Annotated in this window: 20 protein-coding genes (1 of these 20 only partly in view); 6 read left to right on the top strand and 14 right to left on the bottom strand. The window is 62.1% G+C overall.

What is annotated here, in order from left to right:
- From nuoD to RIE53_08075, 11 genes are all read right to left on the bottom strand, one after another.
- A complete protein-coding gene (gene nuoD, locus RIE53_08025; GenBank protein ID MEQ9104633.1) occupies positions 1-1,314 on the bottom strand; it encodes an NADH dehydrogenase (quinone) subunit D in 1,314 nt (437 codons plus the stop codon).
- A 1-nt stretch (position 1,315) separates the two neighbouring features.
- Positions 1,316-1,981, bottom strand: coding sequence for an NADH-quinone oxidoreductase subunit C (locus RIE53_08030; GenBank protein ID MEQ9104634.1), 666 nt, complete (start codon positions 1,979-1,981; stop codon positions 1,316-1,318).
- Positions 1,982-1,991: 10 nt separating this feature from the next.
- Entirely contained in the window at positions 1,992-2,576 is a 585-nt protein-coding gene (locus RIE53_08035; protein MEQ9104635.1) for an NADH-quinone oxidoreductase subunit B family protein, read from the bottom strand.
- 47 nt (positions 2,577-2,623) lie between these two features.
- Entirely contained in the window at positions 2,624-2,980 is a 357-nt protein-coding gene (locus RIE53_08040; GenBank protein ID MEQ9104636.1) for an NADH-quinone oxidoreductase subunit A, read from the bottom strand.
- 143 nt (positions 2,981-3,123) lie between these two features.
- Positions 3,124-5,940 carry a TonB-dependent receptor gene (locus tag RIE53_08045; protein MEQ9104637.1) on the bottom strand — a complete coding sequence of 939 codons (2,817 nt, stop codon included), beginning with the start codon at positions 5,938-5,940 and terminating at the stop codon, positions 3,124-3,126.
- A gap of 143 nt (positions 5,941-6,083) precedes the next feature.
- Positions 6,084-7,157: an ABC transporter ATP-binding protein gene (locus RIE53_08050; GenBank protein MEQ9104638.1), complete on the bottom strand. Its 1,074-nt coding sequence runs from the start codon at positions 7,155-7,157 to the stop codon at positions 6,084-6,086.
- On the bottom strand, positions 7,154-8,704 hold the full coding sequence (locus RIE53_08055) for an iron ABC transporter permease (GenBank protein MEQ9104639.1): 1,551 nt from the start codon (positions 8,702-8,704) through the stop codon (positions 7,154-7,156). Before RIE53_08055 ends, RIE53_08050 begins: the two co-directional genes overlap by 4 nt.
- A 51-nt stretch (positions 8,705-8,755) precedes the next feature.
- A complete protein-coding gene (locus tag RIE53_08060) occupies positions 8,756-9,751 on the bottom strand; it encodes an iron ABC transporter substrate-binding protein (protein MEQ9104640.1) in 996 nt (331 codons plus the stop codon).
- Between the two features lie 115 nt (positions 9,752-9,866).
- Positions 9,867-11,465: an amidohydrolase family protein gene (locus RIE53_08065; protein MEQ9104641.1), complete on the bottom strand. Its 1,599-nt coding sequence runs from the start codon at positions 11,463-11,465 to the stop codon at positions 9,867-9,869.
- 35 nt (positions 11,466-11,500) lie between these two features.
- The gene (locus tag RIE53_08070) at positions 11,501-13,102 is read right to left on the bottom strand and encodes a D-aminoacylase (protein MEQ9104642.1); all 1,602 of its coding nucleotides are present in this window, start codon (positions 13,100-13,102) and stop codon (positions 11,501-11,503) included.
- A 20-nt stretch (positions 13,103-13,122) separates the two neighbouring features.
- Positions 13,123-13,899, bottom strand: a complete 777-nt coding sequence (locus RIE53_08075) for an SDR family NAD(P)-dependent oxidoreductase (protein MEQ9104643.1) — start codon at positions 13,897-13,899, stop codon at positions 13,123-13,125.
- 75 nt (positions 13,900-13,974) lie between these two features.
- Between RIE53_08075 and RIE53_08080 the strand changes: the two genes are divergently transcribed.
- Together RIE53_08080 and RIE53_08085 are read left to right on the top strand one after the other, a co-directional pair.
- A complete protein-coding gene (locus tag RIE53_08080) occupies positions 13,975-15,789 on the top strand; it encodes a choice-of-anchor B family protein (GenBank protein MEQ9104644.1) in 1,815 nt (604 codons plus the stop codon).
- A complete protein-coding gene (locus RIE53_08085; GenBank protein ID MEQ9104645.1) occupies positions 15,786-17,198 on the top strand; it encodes a beta-propeller fold lactonase family protein in 1,413 nt (470 codons plus the stop codon). The genes RIE53_08080 and RIE53_08085 overlap by 4 nt, the downstream gene beginning before the upstream one ends.
- Here the strand turns inward: RIE53_08085 and RIE53_08090 are convergent.
- Positions 17,163-18,092, bottom strand: coding sequence for a DUF368 domain-containing protein (locus RIE53_08090; GenBank protein ID MEQ9104646.1), 930 nt, complete (start codon positions 18,090-18,092; stop codon positions 17,163-17,165). The two genes, RIE53_08085 and RIE53_08090, sit on opposite strands and share 36 nt — an antisense overlap.
- Positions 18,093-18,099: 7 nt before the next feature.
- A complete protein-coding gene (locus RIE53_08095; protein MEQ9104647.1) occupies positions 18,100-19,563 on the bottom strand; it encodes a tetratricopeptide repeat protein in 1,464 nt (487 codons plus the stop codon).
- A gap of 66 nt (positions 19,564-19,629) precedes the next feature.
- Here RIE53_08095 and tmk point away from each other — a divergent pair, with 66 nt between their 5' ends.
- The 4 genes from tmk to pyrR all read left to right on the top strand — a co-directional run bounded on the left by tmk (position 19,630) and on the right by pyrR (position 21,784).
- Positions 19,630-20,259, top strand: a complete 630-nt coding sequence (tmk, locus tag RIE53_08100; protein MEQ9104648.1) for a dTMP kinase — start codon at positions 19,630-19,632, stop codon at positions 20,257-20,259.
- 26 nt (positions 20,260-20,285) lie between these two features.
- Positions 20,286-20,771 carry a transcriptional repressor gene (locus RIE53_08105; GenBank protein ID MEQ9104649.1) on the top strand — a complete coding sequence of 162 codons (486 nt, stop codon included), beginning with the start codon at positions 20,286-20,288 and terminating at the stop codon, positions 20,769-20,771.
- An 83-nt stretch (positions 20,772-20,854) separates the two neighbouring features.
- Positions 20,855-21,262: a hypothetical protein gene (locus RIE53_08110; GenBank protein ID MEQ9104650.1), complete on the top strand. Its 408-nt coding sequence runs from the start codon at positions 20,855-20,857 to the stop codon at positions 21,260-21,262.
- A gap of 6 nt (positions 21,263-21,268) precedes the next feature.
- Entirely contained in the window at positions 21,269-21,784 is a 516-nt protein-coding gene (gene pyrR / locus RIE53_08115; protein MEQ9104651.1) for a bifunctional pyr operon transcriptional regulator/uracil phosphoribosyltransferase PyrR, read from the top strand.
- On the opposite strand, the gene RIE53_08120 is transcribed toward pyrR, so the two are convergent.
- Positions 21,772-22,120, bottom strand: the 3' end of a protein-coding gene (locus tag RIE53_08120) for a PASTA domain-containing protein (protein MEQ9104652.1). The gene runs 422 nt beyond the window's last position; 349 of the gene's 771 nt are visible here — the last part of the coding sequence; its start codon lies beyond the right edge, outside the window — the gene reads right to left on this strand; its stop codon occupies positions 21,772-21,774. The two genes, pyrR and RIE53_08120, sit on opposite strands and share 13 nt — an antisense overlap.

Genomic DNA, 22,120 nt, shown 5'->3' on the forward strand with positions numbered 1-22,120 from the left:
CTATTTGTCTGCTTCGCCGAGGACCGGATCTACCGTTCCAATGAGAATGACCATGTCTCCCATCATGCCGCCTTCCAGCATGTGCTCCAGGCCCTGGAGATTGGTGAAACTGGGCGTGTTCATTTTTACACGGGCGGGCTTGCCCGTCCCGTCCGATTCGATATAGAAGCCCAACTCGCCCTTGGGCGCCTCGATGGCATGGTAGGCCGACGCCCCCTTGGGCGGACAGGTACCCGTGTCCGTGTACATGAAGTCATGGATGAGGCCTTCCATCGAGTAGTAGACCTCGTTCTTCCCGGGATACGATTGCTTCGCATCGTCCGAGCGAACCGGACCCTTCACGGTTTCCAGCTTCTCCAGGCACTGCCGGATGATGCGGATGCTTTCCATCATCTCCTCCATGCGGATAAAGTAACGGGCCAGCGCATCGCCATCCTGCCGGGTCGGGATGTTGAATTCGACTTCGTCGTATTTCAGGTAGGGCTCGAAACGTCGAATGTCGTGCTCGATGCCGGAACCACGGAGGTTCGGACCGGTCATGCCCAGATCCAGTGCATCTTCCTTTGAAAGGATGCCGATGCCCACATTCCGGTCAATCCAGATCCGGTTGCGGTTGAGCAATTTGACCCATCCGGCGTGTGCTTTCGGGAAGCTCTCGGTGAAGTCCCGGATCATGGCCATGCCCGTGTCGTCGACGTCGGTCACGACGCCGCCGATGCGGCTGTGCGATACGGTGAGCCGGGCCCCCGTGACATGGTCAAAAATGGAGTACAGGTCCTCACGCAACTGGAAGGCCCAGAGAAACACCGACACCGCCCCGGCATCCATGAGCCCGACACCCATCCACAGGAGGTGGGCAGAGATGCGCGCGAGTTCGGACATCATCATCCGGATCCACTGGGCACGCTCAGGGACGTCGATTGAGGCAACTTTCTCGACCGCAAGGCACCATGCCACGTTGTTCGAATAAGGCGCGAGGTAGTCCATGCGGTCCGTATAGGGCATGAACTCCTGGTACGTCTTGGACTCGGCCAGTTTTTCGACGCCGCGGTGCAGGTATCCGATGTCGAGGACGCTCTTGACGATGGTCTCACCGTCCAATTGGACCGCACAACGGAGGACGCCATGCGTAGCCGGATGCTGCGGTCCGATGTTGAGCACCATCTCGTTGTCCAGCGGGTCGGCGGGTGAACCGTCGCCCTGTCCGTGCTCCATCCACGAATGCTTGGTTTCGAGCCGGCGGTACAGGGCCTCGTTGTGGCGTGGCCAGAACTTGAGCGTGTCTTTGAAATCGGTCGTCTGGATAATGCTCATGTCAGTTCACGTCACGCTGGGCTTCTTCATAGCTCTTCGGCGGAATGGATCCGTGTGCACGGGGGTACGGATCCAGCACCTGATCACCGGTGGGCGTCTGTGGAGGGAGAGGCAGGGAACCGGGAACACCCAGGAGCGGGAATTCCTTTCGCAGGGGGAAATACTCGAAATCCTCGGGCATGAACATGCGCCGGAGATCTCCATGACCCTCGAACCGGATACCGAACATGTCCCAGCACTCCCGCTCATTCCAGTCGGCGGACTTGTGGACCGACGTGATGGACGGCACGACAAGGTCGTCTTCGTCCACACGACATTTCAGACGGATGCGTTTGCCGGCGTCCATGTTCACGAGGTTGTACATGACCTCGTACCGGTCCTCCTCCGTGAACCGGTCCACGCCACCCAGGTCGGCCAGGTAGGTATACCCGAGTTCCGTCTTCAAGTGGGCGCATACGTCGACAATGCGGGACTTCGGGACAAAGACGGTCCGCTCTCCCGCGTACTCCACCACGTCCAGCACGGCATCGCCGAATGCGGTACGGAGGGCTTGGACGGTGTCGTCCACTTCCGTCGTGGACTTCGCATGCGGGTTGGGGCCCGCCTCCAGGACCGGCGGGGCCGGTCGGAAATGGAACTCCAGCGTTTCGGGTTGTTTTTTTGCCATGGGTCTCTGCCTATTGCTGATGTTCGAGACCAGCCGGTGTCATGACATCGTCGCCCGCTCCGGTCAGGATCTGAGGCCGGGCGGGAGCCACGGCGGCGTGCTCGGGACCGAATATGCCGTCCTGTTCGACCGAGTATTCGTTCCGGATTTTTTCCTGGATGTCCATGAGCGCGTGGATGAGTGCTTCGGGGCGCGGAGGGCAACCCGGAATGTAAACGTCCACCGGCAGGAAGTTGTCCACGCCTTGCACCACACCGTAACACCGGTGCATGCCACCCGTCGACGCACAAGCACCCATGGCAATACACCACTTGGGATCGGCCATCTGGTCCCAGACACGGCGGATGGTGTGGGCCATCTTGAAGCTGACCCAGCCCGCCACGATCATCAGGTCGGCCTGCCGCGGTGAGAAGCGCATGGCTTCACTGCCGAATCGGGCGACATCGTATTTGGGTGCGGCGAAGGCCATCATTTCGATGGCACAGCACGACAGTCCCATGGGCATGGGCATGAGCGAGTTGGAGCGGGCCCAGTTAACCACGGCATCCACGCGCGTGGTCAGGAAGCCTTCGCTCATTGAGGAATCATTCGCCATGGAATCTCACAATATGGAATCTCACAGATGGGTATCGCCAGGTCACGTCAGTCGAATTCGAGTCCGCCTTTCTTGATGTCGTAAAGGAGGCCGATGGCAAGGATGGTCACAAACAGGATGACCACGGCCATCACGCCGGGACCGGCCCCGGCGGCAAGGAACTCCTTGAAACTGACCGCCCATGGATACAGGAATACGACTTCAACGTCGAACACGATGAAGATCATGGCGACGAGGTAGAATTTCACGGAATAGCGTTCCCGTGCCGACCCGATGGGGTCCATGCCACTCTCATATGCCTTCTGCTTGATGGGGTTGGCACGGTTCGGACCAATGAGGGCCGCCGCCTTCAACAACGTGAAGGACAATCCAGCCGCAATGGCCAGCTGGAGGAACAGGGGCATGAAGTCGGAAAGCATGAGCGCGCGTGGCGTGTTGGTGGGCGGCAGGATACAGGCTCCGGCCCCTGAAAGTACCGCACACCGCCCCCAGTCCAGTCGGCAAGCAGTGGTTCAGGTTAATGGGGCGTGGTGCGACCACGCCTTGTTCAGAAGCTGTACGTCAGGCGGCCCATGGCCATCCGACCCAGCTGGGGTGCACCAATGAATTCGCGGTGCATGTTATCCGTCACGTTCGTGACGTTCACGTCCAGGCGCAGGCCCGGGGTGAATTCGGACAGGTCGTAACCCGCTCCCAGATCCAACAGGAAGTAGGACTCCAACGTTCCCTCGTACGGGCCCGACCGGATGGGGAATTCTTCCACGTAGCGGCCGCTACCGTTCACGGACAGGCCGTTCGCGAACGTGTACTGGAAGCCTGCACGCCCCTTGAGTGTCGGTGCGTTCAGCGCGAGCGTCAGGCCACTGCCCGGCTCTTCCAGTTCCTCGTCGTCGAAGAAGTCATCGCTGACCAGGGACAGGTTCGCAAACAGACTCAGGGCGTCGCTGGCCAGGTACTGGATCGCGATGTCCGATCCGTAGAAGTCCACGTTGCCGAAGTTGCGGTACGTGAGCATGAGCTCCGGCACCGCTCCGACGCCCGGATTGTTTTCAATGGGTTGGACAATGGCCACCGGCGTGCTGGCGTCCGGCAGCCCGTCTCCCGCGAGGTTCACCAGCAACCCGGCCACCGCATTGGGGGTCAGCCCGAATTGGGTCAGGGCACCCGCCAACTGAGCGTTGCCGGCAATACCCGCACTGATCGCGGCCGTCAGGTCATTGGACAGATTCGGAACGAAGACCAGCGGGGTTTCCATGAGCAGCGGGCCCACGAAGTTCTTCCGCTTCGAGTAGTACACGTCCACCGTGGCGAGCAACTTGTTGTTGATGACGCCCTTGTACCCGACCTCGAACGTCTGCGTGATTGTCTGGTCGAGGGGCTCGATGTCCGTGAGTCCGTTCACGAAGGCAGGGATTCCCGTGGTCGGGTTCACGATACCCATCAGCCCGCGCGAGAAGCCCTGCACGTTCGTGCCGCCCTGTGGGGACAGCAGGGCGACCAATTGGGCGACGGCCTGGGCAGGCAGATTGATCCCGTTCTGGGCCAGGACCGCCTGGATGGTTGGCGTTCCGAGTCCAGCGAGGCCGGCATAGACCGATGCATAGGTCGCATCCAACGGCAGGCCCACCGGGGTCTTGGCACCGATGGCCGCAGGATTCAGGCTGGAGGCGACCAGGTCCGTTCCGGCAATTGGCGCGAACGCCGGGTTCCGTTCCCAGGTGTATCCGGATGCGGCACCGCGGCCACGCACCGTGATGAGGCCGCCTACCTGGCCGGCCACGATATCGAGGAAGTTGGAGTTCGTACCCGGCGACGAGAAGGCCCGGTTGTAGGTGGCCCGGAAGGAATGGCTGTTGTTCGCCTTGAACACGAGGGCGGCGCGCGGAGATACCTGGAAGGCATCGACCACACTGTTGTAATCGCCGCGAAGGGCTACCGTGACATCCAGTTTGTTCGTGAGCGCCGTGGTCGACTGGACGTATCCGCCGAATTCATCGATGTTGTCATCATTCTCGTTGCGGCCGAGGATGGTGCCTTCGGTGTCCGGCCGGATGAGCTCCATGTCCGCTCCGACAATCACGTTCTGGCGACCGCCCATGAACTCCATGTCGTACTGGACCTGGCCGACGAGCTGGCCACCGTTGTCGATGACCGGGTCGACGACCCCATCACCATCCAGGTCCTGTCCGTACACGAACGAGTCTCCGGCGTCGGTCATGTTGTAGTACACCTGGGCAAAGAAGTCCTTCAAACGGAGTCGCACCTGGGCGTAATTGTACCCGAAGTCGTCCGCCTGCAACGTGCCGATGCCGGACAGGACGGTCGAATTCAACCGCGACATGCCCCCATTCACGGTCAGGGAGCCTTCATCGGAGAAACGGTATTCCACCGACGCGTTCACGTTCAGCTTGCTGTAGTCGTTGTCGCGGGGGCCGGTTGCCGCCAATTCCGGGGCATCAACCGGGTCGTTCGGATCCAGCTCCCAGTCGTTGGCCTGGCCGTACATGCCTGTCAATTTGTAGCCGACCTTGCCGCCCGCACCGATCACTCCGGCATGACGAAGCTGCGTGGAGAACAGGGAGCGCTCCCCTCCCTGCACGGAAATCGTCGTTCCGGGGTGGGCAAACGCATCCTTGGTCACGAAGTGGACCACGCCGGCATCCACACCGGCACCATAGAGCGCCGATCCCGGGCCGCGGACCACCTCAATGCGGTCCACATCGATGTTCATGTTCGGCATGATGCTGTAGATGTTGACGGCCAGCGAGGCCACGGCGGCCTGGCGGTAGTCGGTCAGCACATAGGCTGCGCCGGAAAACGCATTGTTGAAGCCCCGGATGACCATTTCGCGGCGGTCCACACCGGTCTGCTGCATGTCCACGCCTGGCGTCGTGCGCAGGGCTTCCACGGACGACGTGCCCACGTCACGGGCGACCTCCTGGGTGCCGATGATGGAAACGGATGCTGGTGCATCGAGGGCTTTTTCCTGGCGTCGGGATGCGGCTACGACGACCGTGTTCAATTCAAGACCCTGCTGACCGATCGTGAAATCGGCCGTGACCGTTCCGCCAGCCGTGACGGTTACCGAGGCCTCTTCTTCCTGATAGCCCACGAACCGGGCCCGCAGGGAATACGTGCCCGGGGCAACGGTGAAGGAATAGCGGCCTTCCAGGTCCGTGGCTGCGCCGTTGACCAGCGATCCGCCTGCGTTGAAAGCCACCACGTTGGCACCGGCCACGGGCCGACCGTCGTCGGCGTCAATGACTTGCCCCGAAATCGTACCGGTCTGGGCGTAAGCGCTTCCAGCGGACAGGACAAATGCTGCAAAAAGCAGCATGATAAACAGGCTGTATCGGTGAATCATGGCTGTTTGAAGGGTTGTGAGTGAGGTTTCGACCTGCGCAAACAGCGAATGATACAAAACCAAACGCGACTGGAACCACACACCCGGGAATTTTCCGTGGAGAGCAGCGTCCACGGGTTAGTGCCGCAGGCATTGCAACCGGCTCACGGACAGACCGCGGGAGGTTCGTCGTGCAGCACGATTCCGGGCTCCAGAGCGGTAATGCGGACCTGGTCACCGACCTCATTGGAGAACCGGTTGTCCGTGTGGACCAGCACATCGGTGGACCCGACACGGACCGTGAAGGTGATGTCGTGGCCCTTGAATTCCCGCCGCACGATCGTGCCCGTTTCGGCATCACCTGGCGTCACCCTGCCGGAGGGGACCAGCGTGAGGTGCTCCGGGCGCATGGAGATCCAGGTCTGCCCCCGGGCCTGTTCATTCAACGCAATTTCGCCAAAAGTCGTCTTCGCCCGCGTGCCGTCCGCATCCCCGAGGATCAGGTTGGTCAGACCCAGGAACTGGGCCACGAACGGCGTCCGGGGACGGTAGTAGATCTCTTCCGGTTGCCCCACTTGTTGGATGTGGCCGTCACGCATGACCGCCACCCGGTCCGCGAACGAGAGCGCCTCCTCTTGATCGTGGGTGACCATGATGGCCGTAATCCCGAATCGCTTGAGGATGGCGCGGATCTCGGATCGGGTACTTTGCCGCAACCGGGCGTCCAGGTTGGAGAACGGCTCATCCAACAGGACGAGCGACGGTCGTGGGGCGAGTGTGCGTGCAATGGCGACCCGCTGCTGCTGCCCACCCGACAACTCGTGTGGAAAACGCTGACCCAGCCCGTGTAGACCCACCGCGTCCAGCAGATAGGCCACGTCGCTGGCTCGGTCCGGATCCTTCCGGATCCCGAAGGCCACGTTCTCGGCCACCGTCAGGTGGGGGAAGAGCGCATAGTCCTGGAACACGAAGCCGATCCCCCGCTTCTCCGCAGGCACCCGGTACGTCCCATCCCGGTTCAGGACCTTTCCCTGACACGTGATGGTGCCCGCCTCCGGCGCATCGAATCCTGCCAGGACGCGGAGGAAGCTGGTCTTGCCACACCCCGAGGGCCCCAGCAAGGCGAACATCTCCCCTTCCCGGACCGAGAACGACAAATCCCGGACCACCGGCGGCAATCCTTTCGCGTGCCGGCGGGTAACGCCGTCCACCGTCAATATGGGTGTGGATGAAGTCACGTCAGGGGAGGCGGAAGGATGTTCGGGGAACGCTTGACTTCCCGGTTCAGCAGCAGTCCGACGAAAAGGGCCGAAAAAAGCACGATCAAGAGGGCATGGGGTGCCGCCTGGGCATACATGGCCTCGTTCGTATACCCCCACACATTCAATGCGAGCGACTCGAAGCCCACCGGGGAAAGCAGGAACGAGAGTGGAAGTTCCTTCATGACCGACAGGAATACGAACGCCAACGAGGCGACGATCCCGGGTCGGATGACCGGGAGGACGGTTTCGCGGAACGCAGCCAGCGGGGTCCGTCCCAGGAGGCGGGCCGATTCCTCAATCGCCGGGTTGGTCCGGAAGAAGGCGGATCGGATGGGCCCCATGGCTTCGGCCAGGAAATGGAGGCTCAATACCGCGACCAGCAGCACCGTGGTTTGGTACACCGCCGGAAACAACGCCAGGGAAAGGAAGATGACCCCCAAAGCAAGCGCCAGCGGGGGAATGGCGTATCCCAGATAGGTCAATCGATCCAGCCAGCGCACCGGCCAGGATTTCATCCGGACGCCCGCCCAAGCCACCGGAAGGGCCAACATCACGGTCAGCGCCGAGGCCGGCAGTGCGGCACTGATGGAGCCGACGACCGATGGCAACAGGGCTGAATGCCCCGATTGGATCCCGGTCCAGGTCCAGTGCAACAGTGTGCCGACCGGCACGAACAGACTCACCGTGGCCACGGTCAGCAGGAACGGCCAGGCCACCCATGCCCAACCGCCCAGTTCCCGCACGTATCCCGCACGCCCGACACCCGGTCCCCGGCGCGCCAGGAACGTGTTCTTCAGCGCGCGTGCATCCACCCACAACAGACTGGCCGTCAATCCCAGCAGCATGAGCGCCAGCCAAGCCGCATACATCCGGTCGAATGCACCCGTGTATTGCAGGTAAATGGCATAGGAGAACGTCTCGAACCGCATGAGCGATACGACGCCGAAATCGCCCAGCACATGCAGCACGATGAGCAGGCTTCCGGCCAACCAGGCGGGTTTGAGTTGCGGCAGGACAATGCGTCGGAATACCTGGCGCTCATTCATCCCGAGGACACGGGCCGATTCCTCCAGCGAAACATCCAATCCCAACAGGGCCGAGCGCAGATTCAGGAAGAGATACGGAAAAGTGTAGACGCTCAGAGCCAGCAACGCCCCCCCGTATCCCGTCAGACGAGGCAACTCCAGCCCGATCAACTGCGCGGCTGTGCCGTACCGTCCCGTGGCGGCCAGGAGCACCCAGGCCATGACATACCCGGGAATGGACAGCGGAAGCACCCCGAGAAGCGTAATCAAACGCCTGCCTGGAAGCGCCGACCGTGTGGCCAGCCAGGCCAGGGGCAGGGCGACAGCGGTCGTGAGCGCCAGGACACCGATGGCCAGGAGGACCGTATTGCCCAGCAAACGCAGGTTCCGCATGCGCAGCAGCAGGTCCACCGCCAGTTCCGGGGGCGTGGTTGCCGCCCGGACGACGAGATAGGCCACCGGCAACAGCACACCTGCCGCCACCAGGATGCCGGGCACCCAGATGGGCCATGCCCGGACGAATCGGTATCGTCGGCCGCTTCCGATCAACTACAACAACCCGACCGAGCGCAGCAACGTGAGTGTGCTCTCCAGGTCACGCATGTTCTCCAGGCGGACATCGGGTTTCAGGTCCGAAATCCGATCGTAATCGGCAATCCGGGTGCTTGGGGCGATGCCCTCCACCACCGGGTACTCGAACGTTTCCCGGGCGAAGAATTCCTGGGATTCATCGGACAGGAGATACGCAATCAGCCGTTCGGCAGCCTCGGCATTCCCACTCGACGTCAATCGGCCTATTCCGGCCACATTTATGAGATTGCCGATGTCTCCCGGCTCGAAAAACGTCTGCTCCACCGGATATGCCGCATCGTCCGCTTTGTACCGGTAGAGATAGTAGTGGTTGGGAAGGCCCAGGTCGATTTCACCGTTGGCAATCGCTTCGATGATACTCCGGTTGTTGCTGTAGGCCTTGGTACCGGCCGCGGACATGGCCATCAGCCATTCGCGTGTGGCATCCTCGCCAAGCTCCACGCGCATGGCCGTTACGGCGGCCTGGAATGACCCGTTGGTGGGGGCCCATCCCACACGCCCGGCCCACCGTGGGTCCGTCAGATCCAGGATGGATGCCGGCAATGCCTCCGCTTCCAACCGGTCGGAGGACCAGGCCAGGACCCGGGCACGACCGCTGGTGGCCACCCACGCACCGTCCGATGCGGAAAAACCTGCGCCTGCCCGTCGCGTCAGTTCGTCCGGGAGGGGTGCGAACAATCCGGCATCCTGGATGGCACCAAGCGCACCGGCATCCTGGGCCCAGAACAGGTCGGCGGGCGACTGCTCGCCTTCCTCCAGGAGCGCCACCGCCAACTGGGCGGTATCCCCGAACCGGACCTCCACTTCAATTCCGGTTTCGGCCTGGAAGGCATCCAGGAGTGGCTGCACCAGCGACTGGCTGCGACCGGAATACACCGTCAGTGTGGTTACATCGGGACTCGTGCAGGAGGTCAGGAATACGGCCGTCAGGGCCAGGATAGCGGCAATACGCATGGCGTCGATCGATGGTTGTGGATCAGATGCAGGAGTTGTTTAGACTTAATCTAAATAGCAGGCGGCATCAATCGTTCCCCTTCGTCGCGCATCCTCCAAATCTTCCAACAGCCTCCTAACGTGCCATTCGAAGTGCCTGTCCGGGTCGGAGGCCGGTCATCTTCCCTTCCAGGAGCACCGGTCGGCCATTGACCAGGACATGGACAAAACCCTCGGCGTACGCGTGGGGGGCTCCGAATTCAGCAGTATCCCGGACGTCTTCAGCCCGGAAGACGGCGATGTCCGCCTTCAGTCCGACGGCGAGCCGTCCCCGGTCCTCAATGCCGTACCGTGCGGCTGGCAGTCGCGTCATCTTGTGGATGGCGGTTTCCAGGTCAAGCAGGTTCCGCTCACGCACATACCGGGAAAGAACGCGGGCAAACGTACCATAATTGCGGGGATGCGGAACGCCGGATCCAAACTCCGGGACACCGCCATCCGATGAGATGCTGGTCATTTCGTGCTGCATGATGCGTTCCACATCTTCCTCGGACATGGAGTGGAATACCCCGGAGCAACTTCCCGCCTCCACCAGTTCGATGGCCATATCCGCAGCGCCTTCCACCGTCACCGGCAGGCCGCGGTCGGCAAGGAGGTCGGCCAGGCTCTTGCCATTGAGGGAGGGGTTGAAGTCGCAGACGGCGGCCACGATCGTGGCGGGGTCGGCACCGCGTTCAATGCGGATGTGCTCGGAAACCTCAGCCCGGATGCGGGCGCGGGTCGTCGGGTCGGCCAACCGCTCCACCAGGGCTTCGAACCCACCGTCCTTTGCCCACGCCGGAAACAGGATGGTGAGGCCGGTGCTCGATGCGGTGTACGGGTATTGATCGCTCGACACATCCAGCCCGGCGGTCCGGGCGGAATCAATCAGGGCCAGGGATTCAGCACTGCGACCCCACCGACCCTTGCCGATGACTTTGTGATGCGTCACCTGGGCACGGATGCCGGCCGCCGCGGCCACGTCAATGACTTCCCGCACGCTTTCCAGCAGGCGCCCGCCCTCGTCCCGGATATGACTGATGTAGAGGCCTCCGGCCGCGGCGGCCGGCCCGGCCAGGACGGCCACTTCCCGGGCGTCCGCGAAATAGCCCGGCGTGTACTCCAATCCCGATGACAACCCGAACGCCCCGTCCTGCATGGCCTTGGCGACCAGCGACTTCATGCGCTCCATCTCCTCCGGCGTGGCTGCCCGGTCGTCCTGGCCGACCACCGCTCCGCGGATGGATCCGTGCCCGATGAGCAGCCCGACGTTCAGCGCGGCCGGGTCCTGATCCAGCCAGGCCAGGAAGCCCCCGATGTCGAGCGTTGACGATCCGTCCTGCCCGCCCATGACCGTGGTCACGCCCTGTCGGATATAGTTCTCGGCCAACGGGCGTTGGACAAGGGCACTCCCGGACGGACTGGAGCCCGTGGCATGGCTGTGGCTGTCAATGAACCCCGGCGCCACCACCATCCCGGTAACGTCCAGCCGCCGCGCGGCGTCGGCGCCGGACAGATCACCGATGGCGGCAATCCGGTCGCCCTTGATGCCGATATCGGCCACCGTTCCCGCCGGGAGGGGACTGCCGTACACATGGCCACCGGACAGGATTACGGAAAACGTGGTGTCTACCTGGGCGGTCGCCGCGTTCTGCGTGGCAAACGTCAAAAACAGCGCGAGAAAGAAGGCCGTCATGGGCAAGGGAGAGGTCAAGTGATGGGAACAGCTCTTCAGCGCTTCTCGGCCCGGCGCAGCGCCCGGCCGGGCATGGCTCCCGTGTGTTGGCCGTCCAGCAGGACGATTTCACCGTTCACCACAACATGGTGCACGCCGGTCGACAACTGGTGAGGGTTCTCGAACGTCGCATGGTCCTGGATGGTAGCCGGGTCGAAGACAACGACATCCGCCAGATAGCCGGGAGTCAATTGCCCCCGACCCGCCAGGCGCAGGCGTTCGGCAGGCATGGACGTGAGGCGCCGGACGGCCTCTTCCAGGGACAACAGACCCTCATCCCGCACATACCGACCCAACAACCGGGCGAAATTGCCGTATGCCCGAGGATGCTGACTGGACAGGAGCACATTGCCTTCCGGTGCCATCGAACCGGCATCCGATCCGAAGGTCATCCAAGGCAGGGCAATCTGCTTCCGCACGTTCTCCTCGGACATCAGGAAATACACCACCTCGACCCGACTCGAGTCGTGGATGACCAGGTCGATGGCCACGTCCTCCGGACTCTGTCCGCGCTCGGCCGCGATTTCCGACAACCGACGCCCCGTCAGGTAACGCAAGGAATCCTGCCGGAGGCCGGCAATCAGCGTACCCTCGGCACCTGCCGCCAGATACAGGTTTTCCCACTCATTCGTCGGGGTCCGCATTTCTTCCAGTACCCGGGCGCGGATATCGGGATCCATGAGGCGCTCCCGCCAGGCCCCGTCGCCGCCCTCCTGGACCCACGGTGGCATGGCCGCGTCCAGGCCGGTGGAGCCGGCCGTATACGTGTACATGTTCGCGGCCACCTCCATCCCTTCGGCCCGGGCCGCTTCAATCCGTTCCACGACCGCGTCGAACTTGTGCCAATTCGACTCGCCGGCCATTTTCAGGTGCCAGACCTCGGCGCGCACGTCGGCCTCTCGGGCAATGGTCAGCAATTCGTCCAGGGCTTCCAGCAATTGGTTGCCCTCGGAACGCATGTGCGAGATGTACAGCCCATCGTATTCCGCAACCACGCGGGAGAGTTCAATCAACTCCTGTGTGTCCGCGTAGAAGCCGGGGGCATAGATCAGCGAACTGCCCAGACCCAGGGCGCCGTCTTCCATGGCCTGTCGCACGAGAGCCTTCATGCGATCCAACTCCTCCGGGGTCGGCCGCCGGTCCGCATAGCCCAGTTCATGAACGCGCACCGTCGCCGCGCCCACAAACGAAGCAATATTGGTGGAAATTCCGGCGTCGGCAAGGCTGTCCATCCAGGCCGCCAGGGAGCGTCCGCCCACCGGTCCCTCCGACGTGCCCTCGCCGAACACCTCCACGGTGACCCCTTGCACGATGTCGCTCATGCTGCGGCCGTCCCGTTCCAGGCGACCTGCTGCCCAGGAAAGCATGTTGATGAACCCGGGTGCCACCGCCAGGCCCGTGGCATCGATCTCCCGGCGGGCGGTCTCCGTGGGCATCATCCCGATGGCGGCAATCGAATCCCCCGAAATGGCAATATCCGCCACATAAGGCGCGCCTCCCGAGCCGTCATACACCGTGCCTCCACGGATGATGACGTCATGATCCGGCTGGACGCATCCGCCCAGCAACAGGAGCAGCACCAGAAAAAGGCCCGACACGGGTCCACGAGCAAAGCGCATCATTTCGATTTCCGGTTGACCAGGGTGGCATGGGACTGATCGACACACATCATCAGGACCTCACTGATGTTCACGTGGGGAGGACGGGTCGCGCACCACAGGATGGCATCGGCCACATCTTCGGGCGTCAAGGGCGTCATGTTCGCATACACGCTGTCCGCACGATCCGAATCCCCTTCGAACCGTACGATCGAGAACTCCGTCTCCACGAGACCCGGACTTACGGCCGATACGCGGACCGGGGTGCCATGGACGTCCATCTTGAGCCCCTCATTCAGGGCGTGTACGGCGTGTTTCGATGCGCAATAGACCGTCCCACCGGGGTAGACCCAGTGCCCGGCCGTCGAGCCGATGTTGATGACGTGTCCCCGACCGCGCTCCAGCATACCGGGCAGCACGGCTTGCGTAACGTACAGCAACCCCTTCACATTCGTATCGAGCATGCCGTCCAGATGCTCGGCGGTGGTTTCGAAGCTGGTTGCCAGCCCCAGCGCCTTACCCGCGTTGTTCACCAGCACATCAACGGCCATCCACTCCGGCGGCAAAGCCGCGACCGCCGAGCGCACGCCCTCCCGGTCCGTGACATCCATCTGCACCGCGAGCGCACGAACACCGACTTCGTCCTGCAGGAAGCCCACGAGTTCGTCCAGCCGTCCCGACCGCCGAGCCGCCACGATGACGTCGGCTCCGGCCTGTCCGGCGGCGACCGCCGTGGCACGGCCGATGCCGGAACTTGCACCGGTCACGAACACAATTCGATCTTTCAGGTTGTACATGCGGATCTTGGTTTCTTCACACGCAAGTTACGTTCCCGCCACTTGTTCAACAGCCTTCCAATCCCTGCTGCCCTCATGCACACGAACTGGACACCTGACGCGACCGTTCGCGGATTGCTTTTCGCGGTGGCGACGTTGCTCGGCGTGATCTTCCCGATGGCGGCCGGGACGGCCTACCCCACCATGGCCCAATCGCAGGCCTGCGTGGACGGCAAGGCCGGCGTGCATGGATGCGAAAACGTGGATCTCCGCGCCCGCCTCGACCGATCGGCGTTGGGTCTGGATCCGGGCGTCCGGCTGAATGACCTGTGGGCGTGGGAGGATGCTGTCAGCGGTCGTGCCTTCGCACTTGTAGGCACCATGGCGGGCATTACCTTCGTCGACGTGACCCAGCCGGACACCCCCCGGGTCGTAGGCCATCTTCCGCGGACACCCGGCTCCGGAACCACCACATGGCGCGACATGAAGGTCATCGGCCACCATATGTTCGTGGTCGCGGACGGATCGGCCTCCGCGTCCCACGGCATGCAGGTGTTCGATCTGACCGCGCTGCGGACGGCGGGTCCGGCTCCGCAGACCTTCCAGGCTTCCACCACCTATACAGGCATCGGGGCGGCCCACAACGTGGTTGCAAATGCATCCACGAACCTGATTGTCATTGTCGGTGCCAACGGAGGAGGCACGACCTGCGGAGGGGGATTGCACCTGGTGGATGTCTCCGATCCCATGAATCCATCCTTTGCCGGGTGCTTCACGGATGGCTCATCCCGTCGCGGGTACTCGCACGACGCCCAGTGCGTGGTCTATGACGGTCCCGACACCGCGCACCGCAATCGGGATATCTGCGTGGGGTACAACGAAGACCGCATTGTGATCTCGGACGTCACGGACCGGCAGTCACCGCGGACGGTCGGCGTCGCCTCGTACCCCGGTTCAGCCTACATCCACCAGGGATGGTTCACGGACGATCACCGGTACCTTATCCAGAACGACGAACTGGACGAGAATGCCTTCGGCCACACGACCCGGACCCGGGTTTTTGATGTGTCGGATCTCGACGACCCGGTCCTGCTGTCCACCTTCTCGTCGCCGAATGCCAGTATTGACCACAACCTGTACGTCAAGGATAACCTCGTTTTCCAGGCCAATTACTCGTCGGGGCTGCAGATCCTGGATATTTCCGATCCGGCGAATCCCGTCCGTTCCGGGTGGTTCGACACCTACCCGGCAGACAACAACGCCAATTTCAATGGGGCTTGGAGCGTCTATCCGTGGCTGTCCAATGGTACCGTGTTGGTCAGTGATCGGGACAACGGTCTGTTCGTACTTGAAGCGACGGAGCAGGGATTGACCACGGTCGACCATCTCGAATTCGAGGCGCGTTCGACCACCATCCGTCTCACCGGGCGGATTGCCAGCGTCCGCGCCCCGGCGTCCCTGGAACTGCGCGTGGGCCGATACGCCGGATATACCACCGAGTCGCGACTGGACGTGACCACCACCGGGCCGTTTACCTTTTCCGTGCCCGATCTCGAGCCCGGACGCTATCCCGTGCAGTTGGTCCTGGTCGAATTGGACGGCCGGGAAACCATCATGGCGGAGGACATCCTGTTCGTGCTGCCGGAATCGCTGGTCCTCCAGGACCCCTTTCCGAATCCCGCCACATCGTCCACCCGCGTGACCGTTCTGTCCAAAGTCGATCAACATGTGCGTGTTGCCCTGTTTGATGCGCGCGGTAGGGAAGTGGAGGTCCTCATGGACTCACCGATGTCAGCACTGTCGGAAGCGGCCCTGTCGGTCGATACGTCATCGCTGGCCGCAGGTCTCTATTATGTCCGCGCAATGGGCGACGGGATGGACCTCGTCCGTACGGTGGTCGTGGCACGATGAGGATCCTGGTCATCGGTCTGCTTCTTGTGGCCTCCGGGTGCGATCTGCTCGGCGACGACAAGACACCCGGTCCCGGCCAAGTGGATACGATTGTCTATTCCCGCCACATCCAGCCCGTTTTCAACAATCGGTGTACGTCATGTCATGCCGGCGATGCCGCATCGGCCGGGCTGCGCCTGGATACGTGGCAGCACGTGATTGCCGGCTCCAGCCACGGGGAAGCACTCATCGCGTTCGATGCCGTGCACAGTCGGATGATCCGGTTGCTGGAAAACACCGCCGACACGCCGCATCCCCTGAATGCGGGTGGCGACAACCTGAGCCCTGACGAACTGGCCCTCCTCAAGCGATGGATTGACGAAGGGGCCCGTAACGACCTGGGAAACGCGCCGTACGAGCAGGCCGGCGACCAGATCTACGTGGCCAACCAGGGGGACCGGACCGTGTCGGTCATCGACCCCTCCTTCCTCGTGGTGGCGCGGCATTTCCATCTGGACGACATGGGATACAGCGATCGCTCGGCGCCTGCCCATGTGGCCGTGGAGCCGGACGGGTCGCTGTGGTATGTCTCGCTGACGGGCGACAACAAAGTGGTGAAGTTGACCCGGGGTGGTGCGGTCCTCGGGGAAGTACCGGTGGAGCATCCGGAATTGTTGGCCCTGAATCCGGCCAATGGTCGCGTCTATGCCGGACGGGCGCTCTCCGTGGTGACTCCGGCATCCAGTATCGCGGAAATCAGGCGGTCCGACATGTCCGCGACGGAAATCCCGGTTGTCTTTCCGCGTCCCCATGCGCTCGCCCTGAATTTCACGACCAATGCGCTGTTCAGCGCCAGCTTTGATGTGGACCAGTTCTTTTCGGTGTCCACCGGGTCGCGGGAGGTCACGATTTCCTCCATCGAGGGACCCTCAAGGGCCTTCATCCAATTTGCGGTCCGCCCGGGCGAAGACGAATTGTGGGCCACCGGCCAGTTGAGCGACCAGATCACCGTCTACGACATCTCCAATCCACTGGCCATCGTGCAACGGCAATCGGTGGACGTCGCCTCGGATCCCTGGCACCTGACGTTCACGCCGGATGGGACGCGGGTCTATGTGGCCAACAAGGGGGCAGACCGGGTGACTGTATTTCGGGCCAATACCGCCACGATCCTGGCTGAAATCGAGGGCCCCGGATTGGCCCAGCCGCACGGCGTGGCCGTATCCCGGGACGGCCGACATGTATTCGTCTCGAACCGGAATGAAGATGGTGCCTACACGTCCCGCCACGCAACCGGCCAGCTGCATGAGCCGGGGACGGTCGTCGTCATCGACACGGCCACGAACACCATTGTCAAGGTCCTGGAAGTGGGTCGTGAACCGGCCGGAATGGGCTCAAGTGTGGTGGTGCCGATCACGACCGGGAACTGAGGACGCAGGACCCTGCTCTTTCCGGCGCATCCGTCGGACCTCCCACCACAACATGCCAATGGATATGGCGGCGCCGAAGATGCCCCACGCCACCACAACAAGCATATCGGAGCCGGCATCGGGCAGCAACATGCTCCGGTCTTCCGACAACCATGGCCACAGGGAGCGGAGGGATCCGGCCATGAGGCCCACCAGGGCGGCCATGGTCAGATCGTGATACCGGTCCAGAAGCCATTTCAGGCCCAGTGCGAACGAGCCCAGCCCCAGCCCGGCACCCAGGGCGAAGGTGCCGATGACCACGACATCAAACGACTCGATGGCCTGGAATACGGGCTTGTACATGCCCAGGATGAGCAGCAGGAATGCGCCGGATACCCCCGGGAGGATCATGGCGCAGATGGCCACGGCAGCGGCCAGGAAGAAGGCCAGGAGCGAAGGGTCGGCCAGTTCCCTCGGTGGCAGGCCGACGAGGTAGAACGCTACAGCGGCAGAAAGGGCCATGACCACGAGCTGGGACGCGGTCCGCTTCGTAATTCGCAGCCACGGGATGGGGACCGACCCCAGGATGAGCCCGAAAAACAGACTCCGGCTGATTTCCGGATAGGCGTCGAGCAGGTCGGGAATGAGGGCAGCCCCCGCAATGGGTGCCAACAGGATGCCGGATGCAAGAGACAGGAAGAACACCCACGGCATGTCGGTCAAGCGGGTCCTGAACCCGGGGAAATCCAGGCGGACCACATCCAGACCGGCCTTGAACAAGGTCCCCAGAACCGCAATCAGTCGTTCGTAGATGCCGAACAACAGCGCCATGGTGCCACCGCTGACTCCGGGAATGACGTTGGCGGCACCAATGGCAATGCCCTGAAGGACATGGACAATCCAACGTGGCATCATCCGGACCTTAACCGTCGAATCCCAGGAGGTGACGGATATTCACGTCGCGATACAGTTCCGGATAGACATGCGGGAATTCATCCCGCTGCTGCGGATCGAGCCGGAAGGCCATTTTGAGGGATCGGATGCTTTCTTCCGATTGCCCCATGGCAAACAGGGCCTTGGCCTGGCTGAAGTACGTTTCTGCACTGTCCGGCTTCAGGTCGAGGGCCTTGCGATAGGCATTCAGTGCCTGCTCCACCTGGCCGGCTTCGAACAACGTCTCGGCAAAATCCATCCAGGCTTCCCCGTTCTCGGGGGAGATGCTGACCACGGTGCGGTAGGCATTGATGGATTCGGCCAAGCGACCCAGGTTGTAGGCACAATCGGCCTTGGCGTACCAGAAATCTGGCGTATCCGGGTTCAGTACGACGGCCCGGTTGAAGAACGCCAGTGCTTCCTCGAAGCGCTCGAGGGCATCGAAGGTGCACCCCAGTCCGTACCAGGCCTCTGCGTAGGAATCGTCCGCTTCGATGGCCATTTCGAAATAATGGATGGCCGAATCGTAGAGTTTCAGTTCCTCGAACGCGAGGGCAATGTTGTAGGCGGTGGCCGCATCCGGTCCTTCGATTTCGATGACGCGCTTGTAAGCGGCAATGGCCCCCCTCAGATCGCCGAGGTTCGCGAGTGCGTTCCCGCGGTTGTAATGCGCTGACGCGAACTCCTCCGCAATGACGATGGCCATGTCATAGGACTCGACGGCTTCCCGGTACTTGCCCATCCGATTGAGCACGATGCCGCGGTTGTACCACGCGTCGTTGGAGTACGGGTCGATGTCCAGGTGGCGATCGTAGCTCGCAATGGAATCCTCGACGCGGTCCAGTCGGTCATGGCAGAACCCCAGTTCGTACCAGACTTCCGGATGCTCCGGGTTGATTTCCGCACAACGCTCGAAAACTGATACGGCTTCCTGAATCCGGTTCAGGCGCTCCAGGGTGACTCCGTGGTTGAACAACGTTTCGTCATTGTTCGGGTCAATGCGCATGGCATCGTCGTATGCGGCCAGCGCTTCTTCCGTTCGATCCAGGCTGTCCAGGGTGATGCCCCGGTTCACAAGTGTTTCCACGTCCGTCGGATTCAGCTCCAGCGCCTTGTCGTAGGCGTCGAGCGCTTCCTCATGCCGGCTCATGTTGTTGAGCAGGATACCGCGACGCATCCATGCGTCGGACGAATAGGGCTGCATTTCCAGCAGTCGGTCCACGACCCGCAGGGATTCATCGAATCGACCCCGTTCGAAATAGAACGTGGCGATCTCCTCCAACGTATCGGAGTCGAACCAGGAAGACGCGGTTGCATCCTCGAAACGAGCGGCAAGCTCTTCGAGCCGTCCGTCATCCGGAAAATCGTCGTAATCGTCGAATCCGAAATTGAACATGTTCATCCGCTGGTGTATGGGCCGCGACAGGATCTCAGGCAGCACAATATACCGCAAGGAATCCAATCATATATAACGTCAGAAACGTAGTTTGTCGTGGAGGACACAGACCAGGAACGTCATATGATCATCAGTTTTGAAGGCATAGACGGCTCAGGGAAGAGCACGCAGGCCCATCGCCTGCTCCACCGGCTGGCCAATGCAGGATACGAGCCTTTGTTCGTGCGGGAGCCGGGGGGGACGGACGTGTCCGAACGTATCCGCGACTTGCTGCTGGACAAGCGCAACCGGATTGATCCGATGGCCGAAATGCTGCTTTTTTCCGCGGCCCGGGCCCAGCTCGTGTCCGAGGAAATCCGGCCCCACTCCCGCGGGGGAGGAGTGGTCATCTGCGATCGGTTCTTCGATTCGACGGTGGCGTATCAGGGAGGCGGTCGCGGCATTGCCGACCCAAGGTGGCTGCTTGATTTCCAGGAAACGGTGACGGGCGGACTCGTTCCGGATCGCACCTATTATATACGTGTACCGGTGGACGTGGCCAGGGAGCGTCTGACGCATCGGGATTCCCGGGCCGGGGCGGATCGGATGGAGAACGAAGACCGGGCCTTCTTCACGCGGGTCACGGAGGCGTATGACCGCATTGCCGAATGGGCAGCGGACCGTGTTCGCGTCATTGATGGCGCGCGGGACGCCGATGCGATTGCGAAGGCCATCTGGCAAGATGTGGAAGGGTTGTTGCCGGAGCGGAACTGACACTTTCAAGCCGGGGTACACGGAGCATGCAGACACTGGCCCCACACCAACTCGACGAAGCACGCGCCCGGTTCCAGGCGTACCTGAAGGAGCAGGGGCTGCGTCAGACCACGGAACGGCAGGCGATTTTCGAGGAAGTCTACCTGATCGACGCCCACTTCGACGCCGACGAGTTGCTGTCCCGATTGCGCGCCGGCAATGTCGCCGTCAGCAGGGCGACGGTGTACAACACACTGGAGCTGCTGGTCGGCTGCAATCTGGTGGTGCGGCACCAGTTCGGCAACAAACAGTCGACCTTCGAGCGATCCTACAGCTTCTGGCAACACGACCACCTCATCTGTCTGGATTGTGACCACCTGTACGAATTCTGCGATCCGCGCATCCAGACCATCCGGGACATGGTGGCGGAGATCTTTGAATTTGAAATATCCCACCATTCCCTGCACATGTACGGCCACTGCCGGAAAGAGGCGTGTCCTCACAGGGACAAAGCCGGGGCGGAGGCGTCGTAATGGGCACTCTGAACCCTTTGTGTGTATTACCGTATGATGAAGTCCTTTATCCGAAGGACCAGCGCGCTTATATTGCCCGTCCCATGAAATCCATTCTCTTCATAGCCCTCGTGGTTGTCCTCACCGGCGCCGCCGTCGTCTCCGGGCGTGTCCAGTTGTCCGGATTCGAAGTCCGGCCGGAAGGAGCGGATTTCATTGTGACCTGGTCTACGGATTTGGAAGAAGATGTGCGGGAGTTCGAAATCCAGCGCCGCACACCAAGCAGCAATGACCAGTTCGTGAAGGTCCACGGCATTCCGGGCCATGGCCCCCAGAAGGCATACGCATTCCGCGACACCCAGGTGTTCAAGTCCGGGTCGGACAAGCTGGATTACCGGCTTGAGGTCGTATATACGAATGGCATCCGGGAGGTGCTGCGCTCGCAGTCCCTGAACTACACGTCGACCGCAACGCGTCGGACGTGGGGTAGCCTAAAAGCCATGTTCCAGTAGGTGGCCGTGCGCACCCGGATCATGTCGGCCCGACAGGTTGAGCGAACCCTCAACCGGCTGGCCTATCAGATAATGGAGCGGAACCGGGGCGCGGTAAACCTGGTCATCCTGGGCATCCTTCAATCCGGTGCCGTCCTGGCCGATCGGCTTGCAGCCGACATCAACCGGATAGAGAACCACGACCTGCACGCTTTCGGTCTGGATACGTCAACCTATCGGGATGACCGGGCCGACGATGCCGCCGATACGCAGCAACTTCCGGATCTGACGGACAAGGACGTCATCCTGGTGGACGATGTACTGTTCACCGGCCGTACGGTCCGGGCGGCCCTGGATGCCGTCGTGACGTTCGGGCGTCCTCGATCCATCCAGCTGGCAGTCCTGATAGACCGGGGTCACCGGGAGTTTCCCATCCAGCCGGACTACACGGGACGCGTCATGCCCACCAAGCATCGTGAGCAGGTCGTTGTCCAGACTTCTCCTGAACTGGGTGTGGACGTCGTGGAAAGTCAGGGCGACTGAGCCCGTTCAGTCCGCAGGCGGACTTCGTGTCCTTCCCGGACACTCGCACCTGCCGCCGGGCTCTGTCCGGTAATCGGAAGTACATGGTCCTCCGCCGGTCCGGTCAGGGAGCCGAGTACGATGGATCGCAGGTTTCTTTCCAGCAGGAACTGCCGGGCTTCCTTGACATCCATCCCGACCACATCAGGGACTTCCACGAAGGTGTTGCCCAGTCCCGTGGAGTACCAGAGGGTGACCGGTGTTCGCGGTGAGACGTGGGCCCCGGCTTCGGGGTCCTGGCGCGTGATGGTGTTCGCGTGGGCAGACGGTATGGAGTCCGGCAGGACATCCGCGACA

This window comes from Rhodothermales bacterium, from assembly GCA_040221055.1.
Taxonomy (GTDB): domain Bacteria; phylum Bacteroidota; class Rhodothermia; order Rhodothermales; family UBA10348; genus 1-14-0-65-60-17.